Genomic DNA, 22,507 nt, shown 5'->3' with positions numbered 1-22,507 from the left:
TGGCGCTGGCCGCCGGAGAGCTTCACGCCGCGCTCGCCGACGTGGGCGTCGAGCCCGGTGCGACCTTCGGCATCGGAAAGCTGGGGGATGAACTCGTCGGCGCGGGCCTTGCGAATCGCTTCCCAAAGTTCCTCGTCGCTGGCGCCGGGGCGGCCGTAGAGCAGGTTGTCGCGGATCGAACGGTGCAGCAGCGAGGTGTCCTGGGTGACCACGCCGATGTTGGCGCGCAGGCTTTCCTGGCTCAGCGTGGCGATGTCCTGCCCGTCGATGAGGATGCGCCCGCTCTGCAGGTCGTACAGGCGCAGGAGCAGGTTGACCAGGGTCGACTTGCCCGCGCCGGACGGCCCGACCAGGCCGATCTTCTCGCCGGCGCGGACTTCCAGGTCGAGCCCGGCGATGATTCCGCTGCGCTTTCCGTAGTGGAAGTGGATGTCCTCGAAGCGCACCTGGCCGTGTTCCACGGTCAGCGCGCGCGCATCGTCGCGGTCGGTCAGGGTGATTGGTTGCACCACGGTGTGCATGCCGTCCTGGACGATGCCGATGTTCTCGAAGATGCCGTTGACCACCCACATGATCCAGCCGGCCATGTTGTTGATGCGGATGACCAGCGCCGTGGCCAGGGCGATGGCGCCGACGCTGATCTGCCCGTTGCTCCACAGCCACAGGGCGAGTCCGGTGGTGCCGGCGATCAGCACGCCGTTCATGCTGATGATGCAGATGTCCATGGCGCTGACCCTGCGCGACTGCTGGCGGAAACGCTCGATCACCTCGCCCATCGCGGTGCGCGCGTAGCGCTCCTCGTCCTGGGTATGGGCGAACAGCTTGAGGGTGGCGATGTTGGTGTAGCCATCGACCACCCGGCCCATCAGTTTCGAGCGTGCCGCCGAGGCCGCGGTGGCGCTGCGCTTGATGCGCGGTACGAAGTAACGCAGCGCGGCGATGTAGCAGACGATCCACAGGGCCAGCGGGATGACCAGCCGCCAGTCCGCCTCGGCGAACAGGAACAGCGCGCTGCCGGCGTAGATCACCACATGCCAGAGCGCGTCCACCACCTGTACCGCCGAATCGCGCAGGGCCGGGCCGGTCTGCATGATGCGCTGGGCGATGCGCCCGGAGAAATCGCTCTGGAAGAAGTTCAGGCTCTGGCGCAGCACGTGGCGGTGGTTCTGCCAGCGGATCATGTTGGTCATGCTCGGCGCCAGCGTCTGGTGCACCAGCAGATCGTGCAGGGCGTTGAACAGCGGCCGCAGGATCACCGCCACCACGGCCATCCACAGCAGCTCGGGACCGTGCTGGCGGAAGAACTCGGAGCTGGGCGTCGCCTGCGCCAGATCCACCAGGCGGCCGAGGAAGCTGAACAGCGCGACGTCGATCAGGGCGACGACCAGGCCGACCACGATCAGCACGGCGAAGACCGGCCAGACCTGGCGAATGTAATAGAAGTAGAAGCGCAGGATGCCGTCGGGCGGTGGGTTTTTCGGAGCGTCCTGGAAGGCGTCGATCAGGTTCTCAAAGCGGCGGAACAGCATGGGGCGTCCTTATCTGGCGGGCCGTGGCGCGCGCACCACGACCCAGAAGCACGACCGGACGCGTCCGGCCGCAGCCTTACCCGCGGGCGCGGGTAGGCCGTGGCCGCGTCACAGGCGCTTGGCGGAGAGGATGACGATCGGCTTGGCGGGCACGTCGTCGAACATGCCGCGGCTGGTGGTCGGTGCCTGGACGATCGCGTCGACGACTTCCATGCCGCGCACCACGCGGCCGAACACCGCATAGCCGAAATCGCGCGCGCCATGGTCGAGCATCGCATTGTCCTTCTGGTTGATGAAGAACTGGCTGGTGGCGGAATCGACCGCCTGGGTACGCGCCATGGCCAGGGTGCCACGGACATTGCGCAGGCCGTTGTCGGCCTCGTTCTTGATCGGGTCGCGGGTGGGCTTCTCGTTCATCTTCGCGTCGAAGCCGCCGCCCTGGATCATGAAACCGGGGATCACGCGGTGGAAGATGGTATCGGTGTAGAAGCCGCTGTCGACGTAGTCGAGGAAGTTCTTCACGCTGATCGGCGCATCGTCCGGCTGCAGCTCGATGACGATTTCACCAGCGCTGGTGAGCAACTGCACACGGGGATTTTCCGCGGCCAGGAGGCTGTGGGCGAAGAGCAGGGCACAGGCGGCCAGGGCGAGTTTTTTCAGCATTTTGCGAGGTCCTTGTTGGGCAGGGCGTGGCGGTCGCGCCGGTGGGCGCCGGGCCGCTGGCACGCATCGTACAACGTCGAGGGTCCCGCTGACGTGCTCGAACCTTCGGACCGGCGTCCGCCAGGGTCGTTCCACGCCGCGCGGTTAGTTGGTCGATTGCGGCGCGGCGAAGGCAGCGTCAAGCGGCGCGGCGTCGAAGGTCTTGATCAGTTCGATGAGGATCTGCGTCGCCGGGCCCAGCGGTTTGTCCTTGTTCGAATAGAGGTAGAACAGCGGGCTGCGGCTGCCGCCCTGGTCCAGCGGCAGCGCCTTGAGCTGGCCGTCACGCAGTTCGCGCTCGATCATGTGGCGCGGCAGCCAGGCGAAGCCCAGGCCGTTGCTGACGAAGGTGGCGGCGGTGGCCAGGCTGCCGACGGTCCAGCGCTGCTCGGCGCCGAGCCAGCCGACGTCGCGTGGCTGCTGCCGGCCGGAGTCGCGGGTGACCACCTGCATCTGCGCTTCCAGGTCCTGGAAGTTCACCTGCCGATGCAGCTTGTGCAGTGCGTGGTCCGGGCTGGCGACGGCGACGAATTCCACCGTGCTCAGCTCGGCGCCGAGGAAACCGGGAATGATCAGCCCGCTGATGGCCAGGTCGGCGACGCCTTCGAGCAGCACTTCCTCGACCCCCGAGAGCACCTCCTCGCGCAGCCGCACGCGACAGCCGCGGCTCTGCGGCATGAAAGCGGTGAGGGCACGCACCAGGCGCGCCGTGGGGTAGGCGGCATCCACCACCAGGCGGACCTCGGCTTCCCAGCCCTGTTCCATGTGATGAGCCAGGTCTTCGAGCTGGCTGGCCTGTTTGACCAGTTGCCGCGAGCGGCGCAGGAGCACGCCCCCGGCCTCGGTGAGCACCGCGCGGCGGCCGTCGATGCGCAACAGCGGCACGCCCAGTTGTTCCTGCATGCGGGCGACGGTGTAGCTCACCGACGATTGCGAGCGGTGCAGGATCTCGGCCGCCTGGGCGAAACCGCCATGGTCGACCACCGCCTGCAGGGTTCGCCATTGATCCAGTGTGACGCGGGGCGCTTTCATCCTCGGCTCCTCTTATCCTAAGCTGGCGGCCCCCGATGGAGACCAACAATGAAAACAATGCTCTTCGCGCTGGCGGCGCTGATGCCGCTTTCCTGCCTGGCTGCCTATCCGATCGAAGTCGAAAAGCAGCTCAACGGCGCGGAAATCACCTACAGCACTCAGGACATCGACTACAACATGGGCGCCATCAGCCTGACCAACAGGGGCGCCACCGAGGCCACCTGCACGCTGGTGTTCCGCAACGGCCCCGAGGCTCCCCGCACCCGCAAGGCCAGCATCGAACCGGGCAAGACGGTGAACCTCACGGCGAAGTTCGCCCGCAGCATCATCCGCCTGCGCATCCAGATGACCTGCGGCATCTGACGGCCCGCGCCGTCGTTGGTGATAACTCAAGTTAAATCGATTTAGTAGATAATTTGAAGTGATTTTTTTCGCTTTTTAATCGAGATATAGATACTTAATCTCGCTCCATCGAACACACATTCCCGATGGAGAAAAACTCATGTCACGTGTACTGGTCATCGAAAGCAGCGCCCGCCAGGAAGGCTCGGTTTCCCGTCAGCTCACCCAGGCGTTCATCGCCCAGTGGAAAGCGGCGCATCCGTCCGACGAAATTAGCGTGCGCGACCTTGCCGTCGAGCAGGTGCCGCACCTGGACGCCAACCTGCTGGGTGGCTGGATGAAACCGGCCGACCAGCACAGCGACCAGGAGAAGAACGCCCTGGTGCGCTCCAACCTGCTCACCGAGGAACTGCTCGCCGCCGACGTCCTGGTGCTCGCCGCGCCGATGTACAACTTCGCCATCCCGAGCACCCTGAAGTCCTGGCTGGACCACGTGCTGCGCGCCGGCGTCACCTTCAAGTACACCGAAACCGGCCCGCAAGGCCTGCTGACCGGCAAGCGCGCCTTCGTCCTCACCGCCCGGGGCGGCATCTACGCCGGCGGCAGCCTGGATCACCAGGAGCCCTATCTGCGCCAGGTCCTGGGTTTCATCGGCATCCACGACGTCGAGTTCATCCACGCCGAAGGTCTCAACCTGGGCGCCGACTCGCTGGAAAAAGCCGTGACCCAGGCCAAGGCGAAGCTGGCCCTGGTGGCCTGATCGCTGTCGCTCCCCCGCTCCTTGCCCTGGTTGGCTCCCGGGCATCTTGACCGGCCATTCCCCTGGCCGGTTTTTTTATGCCCGAAGCAAAAGCCGGGTTTTTCCCGGACGAAAAAAAACCGCGCGCTGTGGCCAGCGGGCGGTTTCGTTTGCCAGGGGTGGTCTACAGGTCGAAATCGTAGTCCGACAGCTGCCGCTGCAGGCGACGTTCTTCCAGGTAGTTGTCGATGATGCGGCGCTTGGTCAGGTTGGTCTTGGCGACCTCCACCGGGGTCGCGGTATCGTCGTCGCCGTCGGCGTCTTCCACCGCGAGATCATCTTCGAGTTCGATTTCGGCTTTGTCGGTCATACCTGTCGCTCCAGGCTGAGGGTGCTATTGGCGCACCTTATAGCGGCAAAGACTGGGCGGGTAAAAAAGATTTTTTCAATCGACATGCGAGGTTTTGCCTAAACGCCTCAATCGTCCGAGGTCTTGTGCTTGTACTCGCAGAGGTCTTCGATCCGGCAACTGCCGCACTGCGGTTTGCGCGCCCTGCACACGTATCGGCCGTGCAGGATCAGCCAGTGGTGGGCGTCCAGCAGGTAGTCCCGGGGCACGAACTTGACCAGCTTGCGTTCCACCTCCAGCACGTTCTTGCCCGGCGCGATGTGGGTGCGGTTGGCGACACGGAAGATGTGCGTGTCCACCGCCATGGTCGGCTGGCGGAACGCGGTGTTGAGCACCACGTTGGCGGTCTTGCGGCCGACGCCGGGCAGCGCCTCCAGATCCTCGCGATTCTCCGGCACCTGGCCGCCGTGCTTCTCCACCAGCAGGCGGCAGGTCTCGATGACGTTCTTCGCCTTGGCGTTGTACAGGCCGATGGTCTTGATGTACTCGGACAGCCCGGCGACGCCCAGCGCGTAGATGGCTTGCGGCGTATTGGCCACTGGAAAGAGCCTGGCGGTGGCCTTGTTCACCCCAACGTCGGTGGCCTGCGCGGAAAGGATCACCGCGATGAGCAGCTCGAACGGCGAGCTGTAGGCCAGCTCGGTGACGGGGTTGGGGTTGTCCTCGTGCAGGCGACGGAAGATTTCCAGGCGTTTGGCGGCGTTCATGTTCTTTCGCGGTGTGGCGGACGAAGCCGGCGGCGCAGCGCCAGCATGAGGCCGAGCAGGATAAGGCCACCGGGCGCCGCCGCAAAGAGCGTCGCCGGCCTGGACGTGACGTGCAGCACCCACTCGGCCGCGAGCGGGCCGAACAGCCAGTCGGCGTCCGCCAGCAAGGTACCGGAGCCGAGGATCTCGCGCAGCCCGCCGAGCGCCAGCGCCGCGGCGGCGAAGGCGAGGACCCCGCGCAGACCGTCGCCGGCGGCGTCCTCTGTCTGCGCGGCGAGCAGCAGGCAGGGCAGCGCGAGCAGCGCGGTCCAGGGTTGCAGGGAGTTCTGCAGGTCATGGAAGAACGCCCCGCCAAGCAGTTCCGCGATGCTGCAGAGGCCGGCCGCCATCAGCAGCGCGGCCAGCCAGTACGCGGAGCCTTGCGCGTGGCGGCGCAGCAGCGGCAGCAGCAGGACGAATGCGCCGATCGCCAGCAGGCCCTGCGCGGCGATGCCGACGCCTTTCACCAGCGAATCCGCTGCACCCACCAGTGGCAGCAGGGCGAACAGCACCCGCCTCATGGCCCCGGCTCCAGCAGACGCTCGCGGTTCGCGGCGAACACCTGCAGCGCCTGCTGCACGCCGAGCAATACCGGGCGCGAGCTGAGGGTGGCGCCGCTCATCTGGTCGAAGTCGCCGCCGTCGTGCCGCCAACGCCAGCGCTGCGCCAGCGTTTTCCCGGCGAACTGCGCGAGCCACTCCGGCCGCGCCACGGCGTCGCCGAGGCCGGGGGTTTCCCGCTGCGCCAGCACCTTGCTGCCGATCAGCCGACCGTCCGGGTCGATTGCCACCAGCAGGCGGATGGGGCCTTCGTAGCCCTGGGCGTCGAGCGTCAGCAACACGGCGGTCACGTGCCCGGCGAGGGTCGCGCGGTAGGCGGGCGCGGCCTGGCCGGGCAGGGTCAGCGGCTGCCGCAGTGGCGCGTTGTCATGGCTGTGCGCAGGCAACAGGTCGAGCAGCTGGCGCTCTTCGGACGCCTGCCGTTCGGCCTCTGTGCGGGCCGCCAGCGTGCCGTGCAGTGCGCTGGTGAGCGTTACGCCAAGCAGCGCAACGGCCAGCGCCGGCAACCAGCGACGGGCGCTCATGGCGCGATGCGCTGCCCGATACAGCGCTCGAATACGTCAATCAGCGCCTGGTAATCGCATACCACCGCGTCGATATTGGCCTGCAGCCATTCGAGCTCCTCCACGTGCCACCAGCTTATCTGGTAGCCGGCATTGACGATGATGTGTTCGAAGAGAATGCGCTGAGCCCGCCCGTTGCCTTCGCGAAAAGGGTGCACGACGTTCAGGTCGCCAAACAGCTCTGCTACCGAGGTGATCAGTCGGCCCCGTTCGAGCCCTTCGAACCAGTGGGCTGCTTCCAGTGTGCGAAACAGTTTCTCTGCCTCGGGCTCGATACGGAGCACATTGCAGAAGTGGGTGCCTATCTTGGAGATGTCGACACTGCGCAACTCGCCCGCCCATGTGTAGAGGTCGGCGAACAGCTGCCGATGGATGCGCTGCAGATAGGCGAGGTCGTAAGGCGGGAGTTCGAAGTCGATTTCGTTGGCGGCGATGGCGGAGAGTTGCTGCTCCAGCCCGGCCAGCACCTGGTCATCATGGATGTCTAAGCGGTTGCGCAGCGTATGTGAGCCTGGATAGCAGTACGGGTCTTGTCCGACCCCGTATTTGTCCAGGGTCAGGCCTGCGACTGCCGATAGGTGTTCAAAACCGCTTCACGCGTGGGCAGCGCGCGTTCGCCGTCGGCCGGGCTGGTGTCATAGCCTTCCAGGCGAAGGCTGGCGGCATAGTTGGATTGCCGGGTCTTGGCGCAGTAAGTCTTCTTGGCTCGCAGGCTCGGGGCTTTCATGGACGTGACCTTGGCAGCGACATCAGAGGCAAATTATAGCGAAACAGACGGTCAAGGTCGCCTGCGATCCAGCATCGGCACCGCCAGGTTCATCGCCAGTACGGCGAAGGCCATGCCGTCCGGGGAGTTGCCCCAGGTGCGCAGGGCGTAGGTGAGCAGGCCGACGCCGATGCCGAACGCCCATTGGCCACGCGGGCTGCGCGCACCCGAGACCGGCTCGGTGGCGATGAAGAAGGCGCCGAGCATGCTCGCCCCGCTGAACAGGTGCAGCAGTGGCGAGCCGTTGGAATCCGAGCCGGTGCCGTTCCAGCACAGCAGGGCGATGACGAACAGCGCACCGAGCACGCCGGCCGGCACCCGCCAGGCGATCACCCGACGCTGCACGAGCAGCAGCCCGCCGAGCAGGAACGCCAGGTTCGGCACTTCAGCGCCTCGTCCGCCGATGCCGCCGAATGCGGGATGCGTGGCGAAAAGCTCGGCCTGGGTCAGGCGGTCGTTGTGCTTGAGGGTGTCGAGCAGGGTGGCGCCGCTCCAGCCGTCCGCCGGCGTGGCGCCGAACACCTGCAGCAGCGACATCCCGTTCCAGTCGCCCGGCTGCGGCCACTGGCTCATCGGTGCCGGGAAGGCGACGAGGGCGAAGGCGTAGCCGAGCATCGCCGGGTTCAGCGGGTTGTGGCCGAAGCCGCCCCACAGCGATTTGCCGAAGAGGATGGCGAAGGCGCTGGCGCTTGCCGTCAGCCACCAGGGTGCCGACGCCGGCAGCGCCAGGCCGAGCAGCACCGCCGTGACCAGCGCGCCGCCTTCGGCCAGCGGGGCGATGCCGAACAGCGCATCCTCGGCGCGCGGCGGAGGCTGGTGGCGCAGGCGGCGGACCAGCGCTTCGCAGGCCAGCGCGCTGGCTGTGGCGATCGACAGCTGCAGCAGCACGCTCCAGCCGAAGAGCCAGAGCAGCGTCAGCGCGCCGGGCAGGCAAGCCAGCACCACCAGGCGCATGCTGCGCGCCACGTCGAAGGCCGCCGGCCCCCGCAGCGTTGCGTCGAGCGGATCAGTCACCGGCATGCGCGTCGACCTGGCGCTCGGCCTCCGCCAGGCGAGTGCGGGCCCGCTCCAGCGCCGCCTTGTCCAGCGGCATGCGACGTTGCAGTTTGCTGACCTCGGCGCGGGCGTAGGCCAGCTCGGTCTTCAACGCGCGCAACGCCGGATCGATGGGGCGTTTCTCCGTGCGCAGCAGTTCCGGCGCCGGTTTCCCGCAGGCGGCTTCGGCGGCGTGGAGGGCCTGCTCGGCGGCGCTCAGGGAGACCAGCAACGCCTGGCGAAGGTGCTCCGCTGCGTTCTTGTCCTCGGCCTCACGCACGGCGTCGCGGGCGCTGCGGTAGGCGATCTTCGCCTGCTTGAGCGCCTGTTCGCCGGGCGTGAGGGACGCCTCGGTCGTCCCCTGGCAGGCGTCCAGATGCGCCTGCGCCTGACTGGCGGCAGCCTGCAGCTCGGCCAGTTGCGCCTGTTGCCCGGCGGTCGGCGCCGCGCCGAAGGCTCTCTGCGCCTTGCTCAGTTGGGCGCGGCTCATCGCGGCGGCGATCTTGGCTTTCTTCAGCAGGGCTTCGCGGTCGTCGCCGACGCCGGCCGCCGAGGCGCCAGGCGGCGCTTCGGCAGCCACCAGCGCAGCCTGTGCGGCTTCGGCGGCGGCGCGCAATTCGGCGACCTGTGCCTGCAATTCCGGCGTGCCGCGCGCGGCGAGCTGCTTTTCGGCTTTGCCCAGGGCGACGCGGGCCATGCTCGCCTCGATCTTCAGGCGCTTCTGTCGGTCGTTCGCCGGTGCTGCCGCCGCCTGTTGCGCGCGAACCCGTTCGATGGCCGATTGCACCGGCGCGTCGTTGGAGGCGGCGGGCGGCCGTGCCCGCGCCTGGCGTTCGGCCTGGCGACGGGCGTCGTCGCGGGCCAGGCGTGCATTGCGTGCCTCGAAGCGCCGGCGGAACTGGTCGGCGCGGGCGCGCTGGGCCTGCGCGGCGGCATCGGCCAGCGGCAGGATGTCGATGCAGTCCACCGGACAGGGCGCGACGCAGAGTTCGCAGCCGCTGCATTCGGCGGCGATCACCGTGTGCATCAGCTTGGCCGCGCCGCTGATGGCATCCAGCGGGCAGGCCTGAATGCACTTGGTGCAGCCGATGCATTCGGCTTCGCGGATGAAGGCGATCTGCGCCGGCACCGGGGTTTCCGCCAGCGGCAGGGTCGGGCGCTGCAGCAGCTCGGCCAGCGCCTCGACGGTGGCCTGGCCGCCCGGCGGGCATTTGTTGATCGCCTCGCCGGCGGCGATGCCTTCGGCGTAGGGCTTGCAGCCGGGATGGCCGCACTTGCCGCACTGGGTCTGTGGCAGCAGGGCGTCGATCGCCTTTATCCGCAGCGCGTTGCTCATCGCCCGACCACCCCGAGCAGCACCAGGCCCATCAACCCGGCGCCGATCAGCGCCAGCGGCGCGCCCCGCAGCGGCGCCGTTACATTGGCGTTTTCCGCCCGCGCCAGCAGGTCGCCGAGCAGGCGCAGGATCAGCCAGAAGCCCAGGCCGGCGAGCACGCCGAGGCCCAGGCTCGGCAGCCATTCGCGCTGCGCCGCGTCGAACATCAGCACGCTGGCGATGGCCGCGCCGTTGGCCAGCAGCGCAGGCAGGAGGCCCGGCCCCGTTGGGTAGCGCCTGGCGATGAGCTTCAGCGCGAGCAGGGCGAGTGGCAGCAGCGCGGCCAGCAACGCCATGAGGCGAAGGTGTTGCAGTCCTTCCGGCAGATGCGCCAGCGCCCAGCCGAGTGGCGTGGCGAGGACCACCAGCAACGCCGTCGCCGGGCCGAGCGCCGGCGCCCTGTCGCTGCGCGACAGCAGGTCGACCAGGGCGGTGCAGAGCAGGGTGGGCAGCAGAGCGAGCATAGGCATCGGTTTTTTCGGGCGGTGGAGCGGTGGGTTACGGCGCGCCCCACCGAGATCGTGAATTCTCGGCTGCGCGTATTTGCGCGCCTAACCCACCCTACGGAAGTACCGGGAATGGTAGGGTGGATCGCGCTTCACCGATCCACCAGGCGGTGTCGATGAAGGCGTCGTCATCCCCCCCGAAGCGTCGACCGGACTCAGGCGGCTTCGCGCGTCACTTCACCCGCTGGCCCGGCTTGGCGCCGCTGTCCGGGCTGAGCAGGTAGATCTCCTCGCCGCCGGGGCCGGCCGCCAGGACCATGCCTTCGGAGACGCCGAACTTCATCTTGCGCGCGGCCAGGTTGGCGACGTACAGGGTCAGGCGACCTTCCAGCTTGCTTGGGTCCGGGTAGGCGCTCTTGATCCCGGAGAACACGTTGCGCTTGGCGTCGCCGATGTCCAGGGTCAGGCGCAGCAGCTTGTCGGCGCCTTCGACGAGCTCGCATTTCTCGATCAGCGCGATACGCAGGTCGACGGCGGCGAAGGCGTCGAAGGCGATCTCGGCGGCCAGCGGGTCTTTTACCAGTTCACCGTTGCCCGTCGTCGCGGCAGGCGCTTCGGCGGCGGCCAGGTCTTCCTTCGAGGAGGCGATCATGGCTTCGATCTTCGCCGGCTCGATGCGCGTTAGCAGCGGGGTGAAGGCGTTCAACTGGTGGTTGGCCAGGAGGTTGCGGTGGTCGTCCCAGCGCAGCGGCGCGACGTTGAGGAACTGCTCGGCGGCGGCGGCCAGGGACGGCAACACCGGCTTGAGGAAGATCACCAACTGGCGGAACAGGTTGACGCCCAGCGCGCAGATTTCCTGCACCTCGGCCTGCTTGCCGTCCTGCTTGGCCAGCGCCCAGGGCGCCTTGTCGGCGATCCAGGCGTTGGCGCGGTCGGCCAGCGCCATGATTTCGCGCATGGCGCGGGCAAAGTCGCGGGTTTCATAGGCTTCGGCGATGCTCGGCGCGGCGGCGCGGAAGGCCTCGGTCAGTTCCGGCGCGGCATCGCCCTGCACCAGCAGGCCGGCGTTGCCCTTGTGGATGAAACCGGCGCAGCGGCTGGCGATGTTGACCACCTTGCCGACCAGGTCCGAGTTGACCTTCTGCACGAAGTCCTCGAGGTTCAGGTCGAGGTCGTCCACGCCGCGGCTGAGTTTGCTCGCGAAGTAGTAGCGCAGGTATTCCGGGTTCAGGTGGTCCAGGTAGGTGCGCGCCTTGATGAAGGTGCCGCGCGACTTCGACATCTTCTGCCCGTCCACGGTGAGGAAACCGTGCACGCTGAGCGCGCTCGGCTTGCGGTAGCCGGCGCCTTCGAGCATCGCCGGCCAGAACAGCGCGTGGAAGTTGACGATGTCCTTGCCGATGAAGTGGTACACCTCGGCGCTCGAATCCTTGTTCCAGAAGGCGTCGAAGTCCAGCTCCGGGGTGCGCTCGCAGAGGTTCTTGAAGCTGGCCATGTAGCCGATCGGCGCATCCAGCCAGACGTAGAAGAACTTGCCCGGCTCATCGGGAATCTCGAAGCCGAAGTAGGGCGCGTCGCGGGAGATGTCCCATTCCTGCAGGCCGGCGTCCAGCCATTCGGCGATCTTGTTGGCCACCGACTCCTGCAGCGCGCCGCTGCGGGTCCAGCCTTTGAGCATCGCGTCGAAGTCCGGCAGCTTGAAGAAGAAGTGCTTGGAGTCCTTGAGCACCGGCACCGCGCCGGAAATCGCCGAGCGCGGGTCCTTGAGTTCGGTGGGCGCGTAGGTGGCGCCGCATTTCTCGCAGTTGTCGCCGTACTGGTCGGGGCTGGCGCATTTCGGGCAGGTGCCCTTGATGAAGCGGTCGGCCAGGAACATGCCTTTTTCCGGGTCGAAATACTGGGTCACCGAGCGCGTGGCGATGTGCCCGGCGTCGCGCAGCTTCAGGTAGATCGACTCGGAGAGCACGCGGTTCTCTTCCGAATGGGTCGAATGGAAGTTGTCGAAGGCCACGCCGAAGTCGGCGAAGTCGGTGCTGTGTTCCCGGCGCACGTTCTCGATCAACTGCTCGGGGCTGATGCCTTCCTTGTCCGCACGCAGCATGATCGCCGAGCCGTGGGCGTCGGAGGCGCAGACGTAGATGCACTGGTTGCCGCTCATCTTCTGGAAGCGCACCCAGATGTCGGTCTGGATGTACTCCACCATGTGGCCGAGATGGATCGAGCCGTTGGCGTAGGGCAGGGCGCTGGTGACGAGGATCTGGCGGGCTTCGGACATGTTGATCGGCTGCACGGGGTAATCGAGGGAAGTCGGCAACTATATAGGCGCGGCGGTTTTTTTTCATCCGCACGGGGCGGACTGCATCCCCGGCGCCCGCGGTCGCTTCGGGCTGCTACGATAGCCGCCTGTTTCGCTCAGCCTTTTCCCGGAGTTCGTCATGACCGTTACCCGCGCCCAGGTGGAAGCCACGCTGCGCCAGTTCACCGATCCCCATCTCGACCAGGACCCGGTCAGCACCGGCTGCCTGCGCGAGGTCGACATCCAGGGCGGCAAGGTCCGCGTGCGCCTGCAACTGGGCTACGCCGCCGGCCTGTTCAGGAGCGGCTGGGCGCAGACCCTGCAGATGGCCCTGGAGAACCTCGACGGCGTCGACAGCGCGCAGGTCCAGGTGGATTGCGTGATCGAATCGCACAAGGCGCAGGAGCAGGTTCCGGCGCTGGCCAACGTGAAGAACATCATCGCCGTGGCCTCCGGCAAAGGCGGCGTCGGCAAGTCGACCACCGCCGCCAACCTGGCGCTGGCGCTGGCCCGCGAAGGCGCGCGGGTGGGCATTCTCGATGCGGATATCTACGGCCCCAGCCAGGGCATCATGTTCGGCATCGCCGAAGGCACGCGGCCGAAGATCCGCGAGCAGAAGTTCTTCGTGCCCATCGAGGCGCACGGCGTGCAGGTGATGTCGATGGCCTTCCTCACCGACGACGACACGCCGGTGGTGTGGCGCGGGCCGATGGTGTCCGGCGCGCTGATCCAGCTGATCACCCAGAGCGCCTGGGACAACCTCGACTACCTGGTGATCGACATGCCGCCGGGTACCGGCGACATCCACCTGACCCTGGCGCAGAAGGTGCCGGTGGCCGGCGCGGTGATCGTCACCACGCCGCAGGACCTGGCCCTGCTGGATGCGCGCAAGGGCGTGGAGATGTTCCGCAAGGTCAACATCCCGGTGCTCGGCGTGGTGGAGAACATGGCCGTGCACATCTGCTCCAACTGCGGGCACGCCGAGCACCTGTTCGGCGAAGGTGGCGGCGAGAAACTCGCCGCGCAGTACGACGTCGAACTGCTCGCCTCGATGCCGCTGTCCATGGCGATCCGCCTGCAATCAGATGGCGGCAAGCCGACCACCGTGGCCGACCCGGAAAGCCAGATCGCCATGCTCTACCAGCACGTCGCCCGCTGCGTCGGCGCGCGCATCGCGCTGACCGGGCAGACGGCGATGCCCAACATCGTCATCAGCGACGATTGATCCGCGCCAGCTAGTCTCAAGACGGGGCCGCCCGACACGGGCGGCCGACTCCCGACCCGCAGAGGAAGCCCCATGTCCCAGACCAGCCCGTTCGTGATCGGCGCCGATACCGATGGCCAGCCCCTGGCCCAGTCGCTGCGCCTGACCAACCGCCATGGCCTGGTCGCCGGTGCCACCGGGACCGGCAAGACCGTGACCCTGCAGCACCTCGCCGAGCTGTTCAGCGATGCCGGCGTGGCGGTGTTCGCCACCGATGTGAAAGGCGATCTCTGCGGCCTCGGCGCCGCCGGCGATCCGCAGGGCAAGGTGGCCGAGCGCATCGCCGCCATGCCCTGGCTGAATCACCGCCCGCAGGCCTATCCGCTGGTGCTCTGGGACGTGCACGGGGCCAGCGGCCACCCGCTGCGCACCACGCTCAGCGAGATGGGCCCCCTGCTGATCGGTAACCTGCTGGAACTCACCGACAGCCAGCAGGCCGCGCTCTACGCGGCGTTCAAGGTGGCCGACCGCGAAGGCCTGCTGCTGCTCGATCTGAAGGACCTGAAAGCGCTGCTCAATCACCTGCGCGAGAACCCCGAACTGCTCGGCGAGGACCGTGCACTGTTCGCCGGCGCCTCCGCCCAGGCGCTGCAACGGCGCCTGGCGAGCCTGGAACAGCAGGACGGCGATTCGCTGTTCGGCGAGCCGGCGTTGCAGCTGGGCGACTTGCTGCAGCCGGGTGCCGACGGTCGCGGGCGCATCCACCTGATGGACGCCAGCCGCCTGGTGCACGAGTCGCCGAAGGTCTACGCGACCTTCCTGCTCTGGCTGCTCGCCGAGCTGTTCGAGCAGTTGCCCGAGCGCGGCGATGCCGACAAACCGATCCTCGCGCTGTTCTTCGACGAGGCGCACCTGCTCTTCGCCGACACCCCGAAAGCGCTGCAGGAGCGCCTGGAGCAGGTGGTGCGGCTGATTCGCTCGAAGGGCGTCGGGGTGTACTTCGTCACCCAGTCGCCGTCCGACCTGCCCGACGGCGTGCTCGCCCAGCTCGGCCTGCGCATCCAGCACGGGCTGCGCGCCTTCACCGCCAAGGAGCAGAAATCCCTGCGCGCCGTGGCCGACGGTTTCCGCCCGAACCCGGCGTTCGACACCCTCGACACGCTGACCCAGCTGGGCATTGGCGAGGCGCTGGTCGGCGTGCTCGAGGAGAAGGGCACGCCGGCGATGGTCCAGCGCGTCGCCATCGCGCCGCCGCAGTCGCGGATCGGCCCGCTGAGCGACGCCGAGCGCGCCGCGCTGCTGCGCAGCTCGCCGTTGCTGGGGCGCTACGACAAGCCGATCGATCGCGAGTCCGCCTACGAAATCCTCAGCGCCCGCGCCGCGGAGAAGCCCGAGGTGGCCGCGGAGAAACCGGCCAACGCCAGCTTCGGCGGCAAGGCCGGCGACATGCTCGGCGACATCGCCAGCAGCGCGCTGAAGAGCGCCGTGCGCCAGGCCGCCAACCAGCTCGGCCGGCAACTGGTGCGCGGGCTGCTGGGTTCGCTGCTGGGTGGCAAGAAGCGCTGACGTCGTAAGGTGTCTGATCGACCCGGTGGGCCGCCGGGTCGATGGGCTGAAGCCCATCCTACGGTCCTGCCCCGGCTCAGAACCCCGTAGGGTGGGCTTCAGCCCAGGCGATATGCCAATGCACGGTTGGGTAGCCTGAAACAAATCTCCCCCGCCAGGTCGGGTGAAACCCGGCGAGACGACTTCGCCCGATCAGCCTCGTAGGGTGGGCTTCAGCCCACGCGATATGCGGAAGGCACGGTTGGGCGGCCTGAAACGAATCGCCCCCGCAAGGTTGGGTGAAACCCGACGAGGCGAATTCGCCCGATCAGCCTCGTAGGTGGGCTTCAGCCTCGTAGGGTGGGCTTCAGCTCACGCGATATGCCAAAGCACGGTTGGGTGGCCTGAAACGAATCGCCCCCGCCAGGCCGAGTGGCGGCAGGAGACCCCCCCCCCCGACTTCGCCCCAATCAGCGCCGCCACCCGGCCGCTCCCGCTGCCGCGCAGGCCCATCGGGCGGGCCACTTTCATCGGCGGGCCGCTGACCGGTAAGATGTGCGCCCCGTTCCAGCCAGCCAGGACCCCGCCATGAGCATCAAATCGGACAAGTGGATTCGCCGCATGGCCCAGGAGCACGGCATGATCGAGCCCTTCGTCGAGCGCCAGGTGCGCACCGAGGGCGCCGAGCGGCTGATCTCCTACGGCGTCTCCAGCTATGGCTACGACGTGCGCTGCGCCGACGAATTCAAGGTGTTCACCAACATCCATTCGGCGGTCGTCGACCCGAAGAACTTCGACGAGAAGAGCTTCGTCGACATCAAGAGCGACGTCTGCATCATCCCGCCGAACTCCTTCGCCCTGGCGCGCACCGTCGAGTATTTCCGCATCCCGCGCGATGTGCTGACCATCTGCTTGGGCAAGAGCACCTACGCGCGCTGCGGGATCATCGTCAACGTCACCCCGCTGGAACCCGAGTGGGAAGGCCACGTGACCCTGGAGTTCTCCAACACCACCACCCTGCCGGCGAAGATCTACGCCAACGAGGGCGTGGCGCAGATGCTCTTCCTGCAGTCCGACGAGGCGTGCGAAGTCTCCTACCGCGACCGCGGCGGCAAGTACCAGGGCCAGACCGGCGTCACCCTGCCGAAGACCTGACCGCCCGGCCAACCGATGCGCGGCGCCCGCCGCGCGTTCCGCGAACGGCGGCTTGACGTAGACTGGCGCCAGGCCACTTTCGCGAATCCGTCCGCATGTCCTTCCTGCTCAACAGCCTCATCGTCCTGATCACCGTCGTGCTGATGGAGGGTGTCTCCTGGGTTTCACACAAGTACGTGATGCACGGCTGGGGCTGGGGCTGGCATCGCTCGCACCACGAGCCGCGGGAGGGCTGGTTCGAGAAGAACGACCTCTATGCGGTGGTGTTCGCAGGCCTGGCGATCGTCCTGATCGCACTCGGCACCGCCGGCCGCTGGCCGCTGCAGTGGATCGGCGCCGGCATGACCCTTTACGGGTTCCTCTACTTCCTTGCCCACGACGGCTTGGTGCACCGGCGCTGGCCGTTGCGCTACGTGCCGCGCAGCGGCTATCTCAAGCGCCTCTACCAGGCGCATCGCATGCATCATGCGGTGGAAGGGCGCGAGGGCTGCGTGTCGTTCGGCTTCCTCTACGCCCCTTCGGTGAAGGCCCTCAAGGCCGAACTGCAGCGCCTTCACGGCGGCCGCCTGGACCGCGCGGACGAGCGCTCCGGCGATTAGGCCGAGCGACGTGGCGTGGGCGCAGAACGCGAAGCGGACGCACCGGTAGCACGTGATCTGGTGCGCATGGCGCACCCTACGGCCGCCAGCGATGGCGGCTCATCGGGCGAGCAGACGCGGTTCCGTAGGGTGCGCCGTGCGCACCGATCAGTTCGTAGGTGAATTAGGCGCGCTCCCACTTCCGCAAACACGCAAGCAGCTTCGCGCGCTGTAACCCACCGGGTGGGTTTTCGTGGAGCGCATGGGATGCGGCGTTTGGCGGCGGTGGGCTGAAGCCCACCCTACGGTTGGATCGGCTGTCAGTTCGTAGGGTGGGTTAGGCGCGCTCCCACTTCCGCAAACACGCACCCGGCCTCGCGCGCCGTAACCCACCGGGCGGGTTTTCGTGGAGCGCATGGGATGCGGCGTTTGGCGGCGGTGGGCTGAAGCCCACCCTACGGTTGGATCGGCTGTCAGTTCGTAGGGTGGGTTAGGCGCGTCCCCATTTCCGCAAACCCGCAAGCAGTGTCACGCGCCGTAACCCACCGGGCGGGTTTTCGTGGAGGACATGAGGTGCGGATTCTGGTCGCGGTGGGCTGAAGCCCACCCTACGGTTGGATCGGCTTTCAGCGGGGGCGGGTCCACAGGCCGGAGGGGCGCGGTTGCGGGGTGATCGCCCGCGAGCCCAGCGCCTGCAAGCCGCCGAGGCCGACCAGGCGCAGCTTGTCCAGGCGGCTGGTGGATACGCGCCGGTCCCATGCATGGGCGCCGCGCGCCTGCACCTTCACGCCGATCTGCCGGTACACGCCGCGTGCGGTGGCGATCGCCCAGGCCGAGCGCAGCGGCAGGGCGGCCAGGCCCTGGGCCGCCGAGGCGTAGTAGGGTTCCGCGGCCATCACCAGGCGCTGGGCGAGCTGGGCGATGGCGGCGCGGTGCCGTGGGGCGGCGAGCTGGTCCGGCGCCACGCCGAGTTCCGCCAGCCACTGCTCCGGCAGATACACGCGCCCGGCGCCGGCATCCTCGACGATGTCGCGGGCGATGTTGGTCAGCTGGAAGGCCATGCCCAGGTCGCAGGCGTGGTCCAGCACCTGCTCGTCGCGCACGCCCATCAGCATCGCCATCATCACGCCGACCACCCCGGCGACGTGGTAGCAGTACTCCAGGGTGTCCTCGAACCGCCGGTAGCGGCGCTGCTCCACGTCCATGCGAAAGCCCGCCAGGTGCTCCAGCGGATAGCGCTGCGGAATGCCGTGCTGGGCGACCACCTGGCCCAGTGCGGCGAACGCCGGCTCGCTCGGCGCGGCGCCGGCGTACAGCGCCTGGGTGGCGGCGAGCAGCTGTTCGAGGCGCGCCCGGCTGGCGAGAGTGTCGCTCGCCTGCTGGCCGAAACCCAGTTGCTGGCCGTCGATCACGTCGTCGCAATGCCGGCACCAGGCGTAGAGCATCACCGCGCTGCGCCGGGTATCGGCGTCGAACAGCCGGCTGGCGGCGGCGAAACTCTTCGAGCCGACGGCGATGCTGCGCTCGGCGTGGTCGAGCAGCGCGTCGGTCATCGGCCGGCATCCTCGATCATCAGCCCGGCGGTGGCCTTGGCCGAGCCGACCACGCCCGGTACGCCGGCGCCGGGGTGGGTGCCGGCGCCGACGATGTAGAGGTTGTCGATACGGTCGTCGCGGTTGTGCGGGCGGAACCAGGCGCTCTGGGTGAGGATCGGCTCCAGCGAGAACGCCGAGCCGAGGTGCGCGTTGAGTTCGTCGCGGAAATCCAGCGGGGTGAAGATGCGGCTGGTCACCAGGTCCTCGCGCAGGCCGGGGATGTAGTGGCGCTCGAGGTACTCGAAGATCCGCTCGCGATACAGCGGCCCCTGCACCGTCCAGTCGATGTCGGCGTTGCCCAGGTGCGGCACCGGCGCCAGCACGTAGTGGGCGGCGCAGCCTTCGGGCGCCAGCGAAGGGTCGGTGACGCAGGGCGCGTGCAGGTACAGCGAGAAATCCTCGGCCAGCTCGGCACCCTCGAAGATTTCGGCGATCAGCTCGCGGTAGCGCGGGCCGAAGCACACGGTGTGGTGCTGCAGCCCCGGATGTTGGCGCCGCAGGCCGAAGTAGATGACGAACAGCGACATGCTGAAGCGCTTCTTCTGCAGGCGCCGGCCTTCGTCGATACCGCGTGGATGGTGCCCGAGCAGCGCCTTGTAGGTGTGCACCACGTCGGCGTTGGAGGCCACGGCGTCGGCCTCGAAGCGGCGGCCGTCGGCGCAGATCGCCGCGGTGATGCGCTCGCCGGAGGTCTCCAGGCGTTGCACCGGCGCGTTCAGTTCCAGCGTCCCGCCCAGGTCCTGGAACAACCGCACCATGCCGTCCACCAGGGCGCCGGTGCCGCCGCGCGGAAACCACACGCCCCACTCGCGCTCCAGCGCGTGGATCAGCGCATAGATCGACGAGGTGGCGAACGGGTTGCCGCCCACCAGCAGCGAGTGGAAGGAGAACGCCTGGCGCAGCTGCTCGTCCTCGATGAAGCGCGCGACCATGCTGTACACGCTCTTCCACGCCTGCAGCCGCGCGAGCTGTGGGCCGGCCTGGATCATGCTGCGAAAGGACAGGAACGGCACCGTGCCGAGCTTCAGGTAACCCTCCTCGAACACCGCCCTGGAATACGCGAGGAAGCGCCGGTAGCCCTCGACATCGGCGGGGTTGCGCGCATGGATCTGGCGGTCCAGATCGGCCTGGTCGTTGGCGTAGTCGAAGGCGAAGCCGTCCTCCCAGCAGAGCCGGTAGAAGGGCGCCACCGGCAGCAGCTCGACGTAATCGGCCAGGCGCTTGCCGGCGATGCTGAACAGTTCCTCCAGCGCCGAAGGGTCGGTGATCACGGTCGGGCCGGCGTCGAAGACGAAGCCCTGGTCTTCGTAGACGTAGGCGCGGCCGCCCGGCTTGTCGCGTTTCTCCAGCAGCGTCGTGTGGATGCCGGCGGCCTGCAGGCGGATGGCCAGCGCCAGGCCGCCGAAACCGGCGCCGATCACCACGGCGCGTTTTCCCTGAATCATGAGTGCTTCCTGTGTCTGTGCAGATCGTCGGCGCGCGCGGCGTGCAGCGCCTCGCCTAGGGGGACGGGCGGTTTGCCGCTGAGGATGCGCAGCTTGTCCGCCAGACGCGGGTGCCCGGCGTAGAAGCGCTGGATCAGTCCTTCGGAGAGGCCGTAGAAACGCTGCATGACCTTCCACCGATTGGCCGGTTCGCCGGCCAGGAAGAGCATGCGGTTGAGCAGGCGGAAGAAGCCCTGGCGCCGCCATTGCTGGCGGGCGAATGCCTCGATCGCGGTGAACAGCGCGCTCGCCTCGAGGTTTTGCAGGCGGGCGATGTGGTCGGCCAGGCGCACCGCATAGGCCAGCGAATAGCCAGTGGTGGGGTGGAACAATCCGGCGGCCAGGCCGCTGCGCGGTTGCCCGCTGGCGCTGAGCCAGAACGCGTCGACATCGCCGCACAGGACGATGGGCAGCACGCCACGCTCCTCGCGCAGTCGCTCGGCGATGCGCCAGCCGCGGCTCGCGGCGTAGTCGGCGATCTGCCCGCGCAGCGCGGCGTCGTCGAGGTCGTCGCCATCGGCGTAGCGGGTGTCCTCGATGAGCAGGCGGTCCGCACCGAACGGCAGCACGTAGACGAACCGATAGCCGTCGTGCTGCGCGACGCTGGCGTCCATCACGATGGGCGCATTCAGGCCGTGCGGCTCGCTCAGGCGGACTTCCTGACCGAGGAATTTCTGGTAGCCCAGCGCCAGGTGCGGGCTGGCCGCCGGGCCGCGGCCGTCGATCACCGCGTGCGCGCGCAGGGTTTCGCCGCTGCTCAGTTGCACGTCGGTAGGGGTCAGCGACGCGACCCGGGCGCCGAGCTGCAGGGAGGCGCCGAGGCGCGCCCGCAGGCGTTCGTCGAAGCGTTGCGAGGTGATCGAGGCATAGCCGCTGTGCAGGCGCCGCCGGCGCGCCGGGAAGATCACCTCGTAGGCGTCCCAGCGATGCGCGACGAGCGGCGCCAGCCACTGTCGCTGCGTGCCGTCCAGGTCGCCCTCGTGGAACGACCAGGTGTGGTTGCCGCCCAGGCTCTCGCCCTGTTCCAGCAGCAGTACGCGCAGCTCCGGGCGAGCGTCGGCCAGGCGCCAGGCGATCAGGCCGTTGGCCAGGCCGCCGCCGACCAGGATCAGGTCGTAGTCAGGTGGCATCGGCGCGCTCCACCGGTTGGCCGCTGCGCACAACCGCCTCGACGATATCCGCGGCGCGCTCGACGCCACCGGCCTGCGCCAGGCTGGCGCCGACCCGCGCGGCATTGGCGGCGAAACGCGGGTCGTCGAGCAACTGGCGCAGTGCGCGGCCGATGCCGCCCCGGCTGGCCAGTTGCGGGAACAGCCGCAGGCCGGCACCGGCGTGCAGCACGCGGGCGGCCACGCCGGGCTGGTCGAAGGCGATCGGCACGGCGAGCATCGGCACGCCGGCGGCGAGGGCGTCCATCACCGTGTTCAGCCCGGCGTGGGTGATCACCGCGTCGGCGCGAGCGAGGGCGGCGCGCTGAGGGGCGAAGTCGGTGACCCAGGTCGCGCCCAGGCCTTCCAGCACGCGCTCCTGCACGGTATTCAGCCCGCCGCAATGCGCCAGCAGCAGTTGCACGTCCTGCTCGGCGCAGGCGCGGACGATCCGCTGGAACAGGCCGAAACGCCCTCCCTGCAGCGTGCCCAGCGAGGCGAAGACGAACGGCCGGCGCGTCGACAGCGGAATCTGCAACGGCGCCTCTTGCTCCGCGCCGCGCAGCGGCCCGACGGCGTGGAACTGCGCCGGCGCTTGCTGCCGTGGGAAGTCGAAGGCGGCGGTGGTCTGGCTGATCTGCGCATAGGGCGACAGGCACTCGTGCAGCGCCTGGCGCGGCGCCAGGCCGAAGCGCTCGGCGTGCCCGGCGATCACCCGCGCGTGCGGACGCATCAACAGGTCGTAGACCTGGCTGCTGCCCCGATTGAGGTTCTCGCCCTGCGGCGAATCGGCGTAGCCCCAGGGCATCACCGGCAGTGGCAGGCGCGGCTCGCGGTTGACCGGCAGTGCGCAGGCAATCGACACGTAAGGCAGCTTCAGGTGTTCGGCGATCAGCCCGCCAGCGGCTTCCATCTGGTCGGCGAGCAGCGCGTCGACGCCCAGCTCGCGCAGCACGCCCGGCGCCTCGCGGCAGAGCATGTCGGTGGTCCTGGCCAGGTCGAGAATCACCCGGCGCAGGCCGTTGACGCCGCCCGGCCGCGCCGCCAGCGCCACCGTATGGCGCAGCGAACCGGCCGGGTGCGAGACGGCGCCGACGCTGGTGAAACCGACGCGCGGATCGCGCAGCAGCGCGCCGGCATCCTGCTGATGGACGAAGGTCACCCGATGGCCGCGCGCGATCAAGTGGCCGGCGAGCGCTTCCAGGGCACGGAAATGGCTGGTGAAGGGCGGGGCGATGACTGCGAAGTGGCTCATGCT

At 68.2% G+C, this 22,507-nt stretch carries 23 protein-coding genes; 6 read left to right on the top strand and 17 right to left on the bottom strand.

Annotated features, from left to right (window positions below; all coding sequences use genetic code 11):
• The 3 genes from B3E91_RS12560 to B3E91_RS12550 form a co-directional block, all read right to left on the bottom strand.
• Positions 1 to 1,529, bottom strand: a 1,529-nt coding sequence (locus B3E91_RS12560) for an ABC transporter ATP-binding protein (protein ID WP_287029743.1), incomplete at its 3' end; no start/stop codon positions are given.
• Between the two features lie 108 nt (positions 1,530 to 1,637).
• A complete protein-coding gene (locus B3E91_RS12555) occupies positions 1,638 to 2,192 on the bottom strand; it encodes a peptidylprolyl isomerase (RefSeq protein ID WP_090228345.1) in 555 nt (184 codons plus the stop codon).
• Positions 2,193 to 2,336: 144 nt separating this feature from the next.
• A complete protein-coding gene (locus B3E91_RS12550; protein ID WP_273232765.1) occupies positions 2,337 to 3,263 on the bottom strand; it encodes a LysR family transcriptional regulator in 927 nt (308 codons plus the stop codon).
• 48 nt (positions 3,264 to 3,311) lie between these two features.
• Here B3E91_RS12550 and B3E91_RS12545 point away from each other — a divergent pair, with 48 nt between their 5' ends.
• A complete protein-coding gene (locus B3E91_RS12545; protein ID WP_273232764.1) occupies positions 3,312 to 3,626 on the top strand; it encodes a 3-phosphoglycerate kinase in 315 nt (104 codons plus the stop codon).
• A gap of 139 nt (positions 3,627 to 3,765) precedes the next feature.
• Positions 3,766 to 4,365 (top strand): FMN-dependent NADH-azoreductase, encoded by a 600-nt coding sequence (locus B3E91_RS12540; protein ID WP_287029742.1) that lies wholly within the window; start codon positions 3,766 to 3,768, stop codon positions 4,363 to 4,365.
• 163 nt (positions 4,366 to 4,528) lie between these two features.
• Here the strand turns inward: B3E91_RS12540 and B3E91_RS12535 are convergent, their stop codons facing one another.
• The 10 genes from B3E91_RS12535 to metG form a co-directional block, all read right to left on the bottom strand.
• Positions 4,529 to 4,714, bottom strand: coding sequence for a PA3496 family putative envelope integrity protein (locus tag B3E91_RS12535; protein ID WP_090228334.1), 186 nt, complete (start codon positions 4,712 to 4,714; stop codon positions 4,529 to 4,531).
• Positions 4,715 to 4,821: 107 nt separating this feature from the next.
• Positions 4,822 to 5,460 carry an endonuclease III gene (gene nth / locus B3E91_RS12530; protein WP_287029741.1) on the bottom strand — a complete coding sequence of 213 codons (639 nt, stop codon included), beginning with the start codon at positions 5,458 to 5,460 and terminating at the stop codon, positions 4,822 to 4,824.
• Positions 5,457 to 6,011, bottom strand: coding sequence for an Rnf-Nqr domain containing protein (locus tag B3E91_RS12525; protein WP_287029739.1), 555 nt, complete (start codon positions 6,009 to 6,011; stop codon positions 5,457 to 5,459). The genes nth and B3E91_RS12525 overlap by 4 nt, the downstream gene beginning before the upstream one ends.
• Positions 6,012 to 6,016: 5 nt before the next feature.
• The gene (locus B3E91_RS12520) at positions 6,017 to 6,583 is read right to left on the bottom strand and encodes an RnfABCDGE type electron transport complex subunit G (RefSeq protein ID WP_287029737.1); all 567 of its coding nucleotides are present in this window, start codon (positions 6,581 to 6,583) and stop codon (positions 6,017 to 6,019) included.
• Positions 6,580 to 7,176 (bottom strand): putative adenosine monophosphate-protein transferase Fic, encoded by a 597-nt coding sequence (locus B3E91_RS12515; RefSeq protein ID WP_287029745.1) that lies wholly within the window; start codon positions 7,174 to 7,176, stop codon positions 6,580 to 6,582. Before B3E91_RS12515 ends, B3E91_RS12520 begins: the two co-directional genes overlap by 4 nt.
• 2 nt (positions 7,177 to 7,178) lie before the next feature.
• Positions 7,179 to 7,349 carry a YhfG family protein gene (locus tag B3E91_RS12510; RefSeq protein WP_273232756.1) on the bottom strand — a complete coding sequence of 57 codons (171 nt, stop codon included), beginning with the start codon at positions 7,347 to 7,349 and terminating at the stop codon, positions 7,179 to 7,181.
• A 51-nt stretch (positions 7,350 to 7,400) separates the two neighbouring features.
• Entirely contained in the window at positions 7,401 to 8,408 is a 1,008-nt protein-coding gene (locus tag B3E91_RS12505) for an RnfABCDGE type electron transport complex subunit D (protein ID WP_287029735.1), read from the bottom strand.
• The gene (locus B3E91_RS12500) at positions 8,395 to 9,759 is read right to left on the bottom strand and encodes an RnfABCDGE type electron transport complex subunit B (protein WP_287029732.1); all 1,365 of its coding nucleotides are present in this window, start codon (positions 9,757 to 9,759) and stop codon (positions 8,395 to 8,397) included. The genes B3E91_RS12505 and B3E91_RS12500 overlap by 14 nt, the downstream gene beginning before the upstream one ends.
• Positions 9,756 to 10,268, bottom strand: a complete 513-nt coding sequence (locus B3E91_RS12495; protein WP_287029731.1) for an Rnf-Nqr domain containing protein — start codon at positions 10,266 to 10,268, stop codon at positions 9,756 to 9,758. The genes B3E91_RS12500 and B3E91_RS12495 overlap by 4 nt, the downstream gene beginning before the upstream one ends.
• A 208-nt stretch (positions 10,269 to 10,476) precedes the next feature.
• Positions 10,477 to 12,519, bottom strand: a complete 2,043-nt coding sequence (metG, locus tag B3E91_RS12490; protein WP_287029730.1) for a methionine--tRNA ligase — start codon at positions 12,517 to 12,519, stop codon at positions 10,477 to 10,479.
• 160 nt (positions 12,520 to 12,679) lie between these two features.
• Between metG and apbC the strand changes: the two genes are divergently transcribed.
• The 4 genes from apbC (at position 12,680) to B3E91_RS12470 (ending at position 17,043) form a co-directional block, all read left to right on the top strand.
• On the top strand, positions 12,680 to 13,765 hold the full coding sequence (apbC, locus tag B3E91_RS12485) for an iron-sulfur cluster carrier protein ApbC (RefSeq protein WP_287029729.1): 1,086 nt from the start codon (positions 12,680 to 12,682) through the stop codon (positions 13,763 to 13,765).
• Between the two features lie 72 nt (positions 13,766 to 13,837).
• On the top strand, positions 13,838 to 15,310 hold the full coding sequence (locus B3E91_RS12480; RefSeq protein ID WP_287029728.1) for a helicase HerA-like domain-containing protein: 1,473 nt from the start codon (positions 13,838 to 13,840) through the stop codon (positions 15,308 to 15,310).
• Positions 15,311 to 15,877: 567 nt separating this feature from the next.
• Entirely contained in the window at positions 15,878 to 16,444 is a 567-nt protein-coding gene (gene dcd / locus B3E91_RS12475) for a dCTP deaminase (RefSeq protein WP_090228314.1), read from the top strand.
• Positions 16,445 to 16,539: 95 nt separating this feature from the next.
• Entirely contained in the window at positions 16,540 to 17,043 is a 504-nt protein-coding gene (locus tag B3E91_RS12470) for a sterol desaturase family protein (protein ID WP_287029727.1), read from the top strand.
• 605 nt (positions 17,044 to 17,648) lie between these two features.
• Here B3E91_RS12470 and B3E91_RS12465 read toward each other — a convergent pair.
• Genes B3E91_RS12465 through B3E91_RS12450 form a run of 4 tightly spaced genes read right to left on the bottom strand, consistent with a single transcriptional unit; the run spans position 17,649 to position 22,504 of the window.
• Positions 17,649 to 18,575 (bottom strand): phytoene/squalene synthase family protein, encoded by a 927-nt coding sequence (locus B3E91_RS12465; RefSeq protein WP_287029726.1) that lies wholly within the window; start codon positions 18,573 to 18,575, stop codon positions 17,649 to 17,651.
• The gene (locus B3E91_RS12460) at positions 18,572 to 20,062 is read right to left on the bottom strand and encodes a phytoene desaturase (RefSeq protein WP_287029725.1); all 1,491 of its coding nucleotides are present in this window, start codon (positions 20,060 to 20,062) and stop codon (positions 18,572 to 18,574) included. Before B3E91_RS12460 ends, B3E91_RS12465 begins: the two co-directional genes overlap by 4 nt.
• A complete protein-coding gene (gene crtY, locus B3E91_RS12455; protein ID WP_287029724.1) occupies positions 20,059 to 21,231 on the bottom strand; it encodes a lycopene beta-cyclase CrtY in 1,173 nt (390 codons plus the stop codon). The genes B3E91_RS12460 and crtY overlap by 4 nt, the downstream gene beginning before the upstream one ends.
• Entirely contained in the window at positions 21,221 to 22,504 is a 1,284-nt protein-coding gene (locus tag B3E91_RS12450) for a glycosyltransferase (protein ID WP_287029723.1), read from the bottom strand. The genes crtY and B3E91_RS12450 overlap by 11 nt, the downstream gene beginning before the upstream one ends.
• Between the last annotated feature and the right edge of the window lie 3 nt (positions 22,505 to 22,507).

The organism is Pseudomonas sp. UBA6310, assembly GCF_002438225.1.
GTDB lineage: Bacteria > Pseudomonadota > Gammaproteobacteria > Pseudomonadales > Pseudomonadaceae > Pseudomonas_O > Pseudomonas_O kuykendallii.
This window is presented reverse-complemented; position numbering and strand designations above follow the sequence as displayed.

Excerpts from the sequence above, each read along its gene's own strand:
- B3E91_RS12555 (WP_090228345.1), bottom strand. The coding sequence starts at position 2,192 with ATGCTGAAAAAACTCGCCCTGGCCGCCTGTGCCCTGCTCTTCGCCCAC.
- B3E91_RS12550 (WP_273232765.1), bottom strand. The coding sequence starts at position 3,263 with ATGAAAGCGCCCCGCGTCACACTGGATCAATGGCGAACCCTGCAGGCG.
- B3E91_RS12545 (WP_273232764.1), top strand. The coding sequence starts at position 3,312 with ATGAAAACAATGCTCTTCGCGCTGGCGGCGCTGATGCCGCTTTCCTGC.
- B3E91_RS12540 (WP_287029742.1), top strand. The coding sequence starts at position 3,766 with ATGTCACGTGTACTGGTCATCGAAAGCAGCGCCCGCCAGGAAGGCTCG.
- B3E91_RS12535 (WP_090228334.1), bottom strand. The coding sequence starts at position 4,714 with ATGACCGACAAAGCCGAAATCGAACTCGAAGATGATCTCGCGGTGGAA.
- nth (WP_287029741.1), bottom strand. The coding sequence starts at position 5,460 with ATGAACGCCGCCAAACGCCTGGAAATCTTCCGTCGCCTGCACGAGGAC.
- B3E91_RS12520 (WP_287029737.1), bottom strand. The coding sequence starts at position 6,583 with ATGAGCGCCCGTCGCTGGTTGCCGGCGCTGGCCGTTGCGCTGCTTGGC.
- B3E91_RS12510 (WP_273232756.1), bottom strand. The coding sequence starts at position 7,349 with ATGAAAGCCCCGAGCCTGCGAGCCAAGAAGACTTACTGCGCCAAGACC.
- B3E91_RS12505 (WP_287029735.1), bottom strand. The coding sequence starts at position 8,408 with ATGCCGGTGACTGATCCGCTCGACGCAACGCTGCGGGGGCCGGCGGCC.
- B3E91_RS12500 (WP_287029732.1), bottom strand. The coding sequence starts at position 9,759 with ATGAGCAACGCGCTGCGGATAAAGGCGATCGACGCCCTGCTGCCACAG.
- B3E91_RS12495 (WP_287029731.1), bottom strand. The coding sequence starts at position 10,268 with ATGCCTATGCTCGCTCTGCTGCCCACCCTGCTCTGCACCGCCCTGGTC.
- metG (WP_287029730.1), bottom strand. The coding sequence starts at position 12,519 with ATGTCCGAAGCCCGCCAGATCCTCGTCACCAGCGCCCTGCCCTACGCC.
- apbC (WP_287029729.1), top strand. The coding sequence starts at position 12,680 with ATGACCGTTACCCGCGCCCAGGTGGAAGCCACGCTGCGCCAGTTCACC.
- B3E91_RS12480 (WP_287029728.1), top strand. The coding sequence starts at position 13,838 with ATGTCCCAGACCAGCCCGTTCGTGATCGGCGCCGATACCGATGGCCAG.
- dcd (WP_090228314.1), top strand. The coding sequence starts at position 15,878 with ATGAGCATCAAATCGGACAAGTGGATTCGCCGCATGGCCCAGGAGCAC.
- B3E91_RS12470 (WP_287029727.1), top strand. The coding sequence starts at position 16,540 with ATGTCCTTCCTGCTCAACAGCCTCATCGTCCTGATCACCGTCGTGCTG.
- B3E91_RS12465 (WP_287029726.1), bottom strand. The coding sequence starts at position 18,575 with ATGACCGACGCGCTGCTCGACCACGCCGAGCGCAGCATCGCCGTCGGC.
- B3E91_RS12460 (WP_287029725.1), bottom strand. The coding sequence starts at position 20,062 with ATGATTCAGGGAAAACGCGCCGTGGTGATCGGCGCCGGTTTCGGCGGC.
- crtY (WP_287029724.1), bottom strand. The coding sequence starts at position 21,231 with ATGCCACCTGACTACGACCTGATCCTGGTCGGCGGCGGCCTGGCCAAC.
- B3E91_RS12450 (WP_287029723.1), bottom strand. The coding sequence starts at position 22,504 with ATGAGCCACTTCGCAGTCATCGCCCCGCCCTTCACCAGCCATTTCCGT.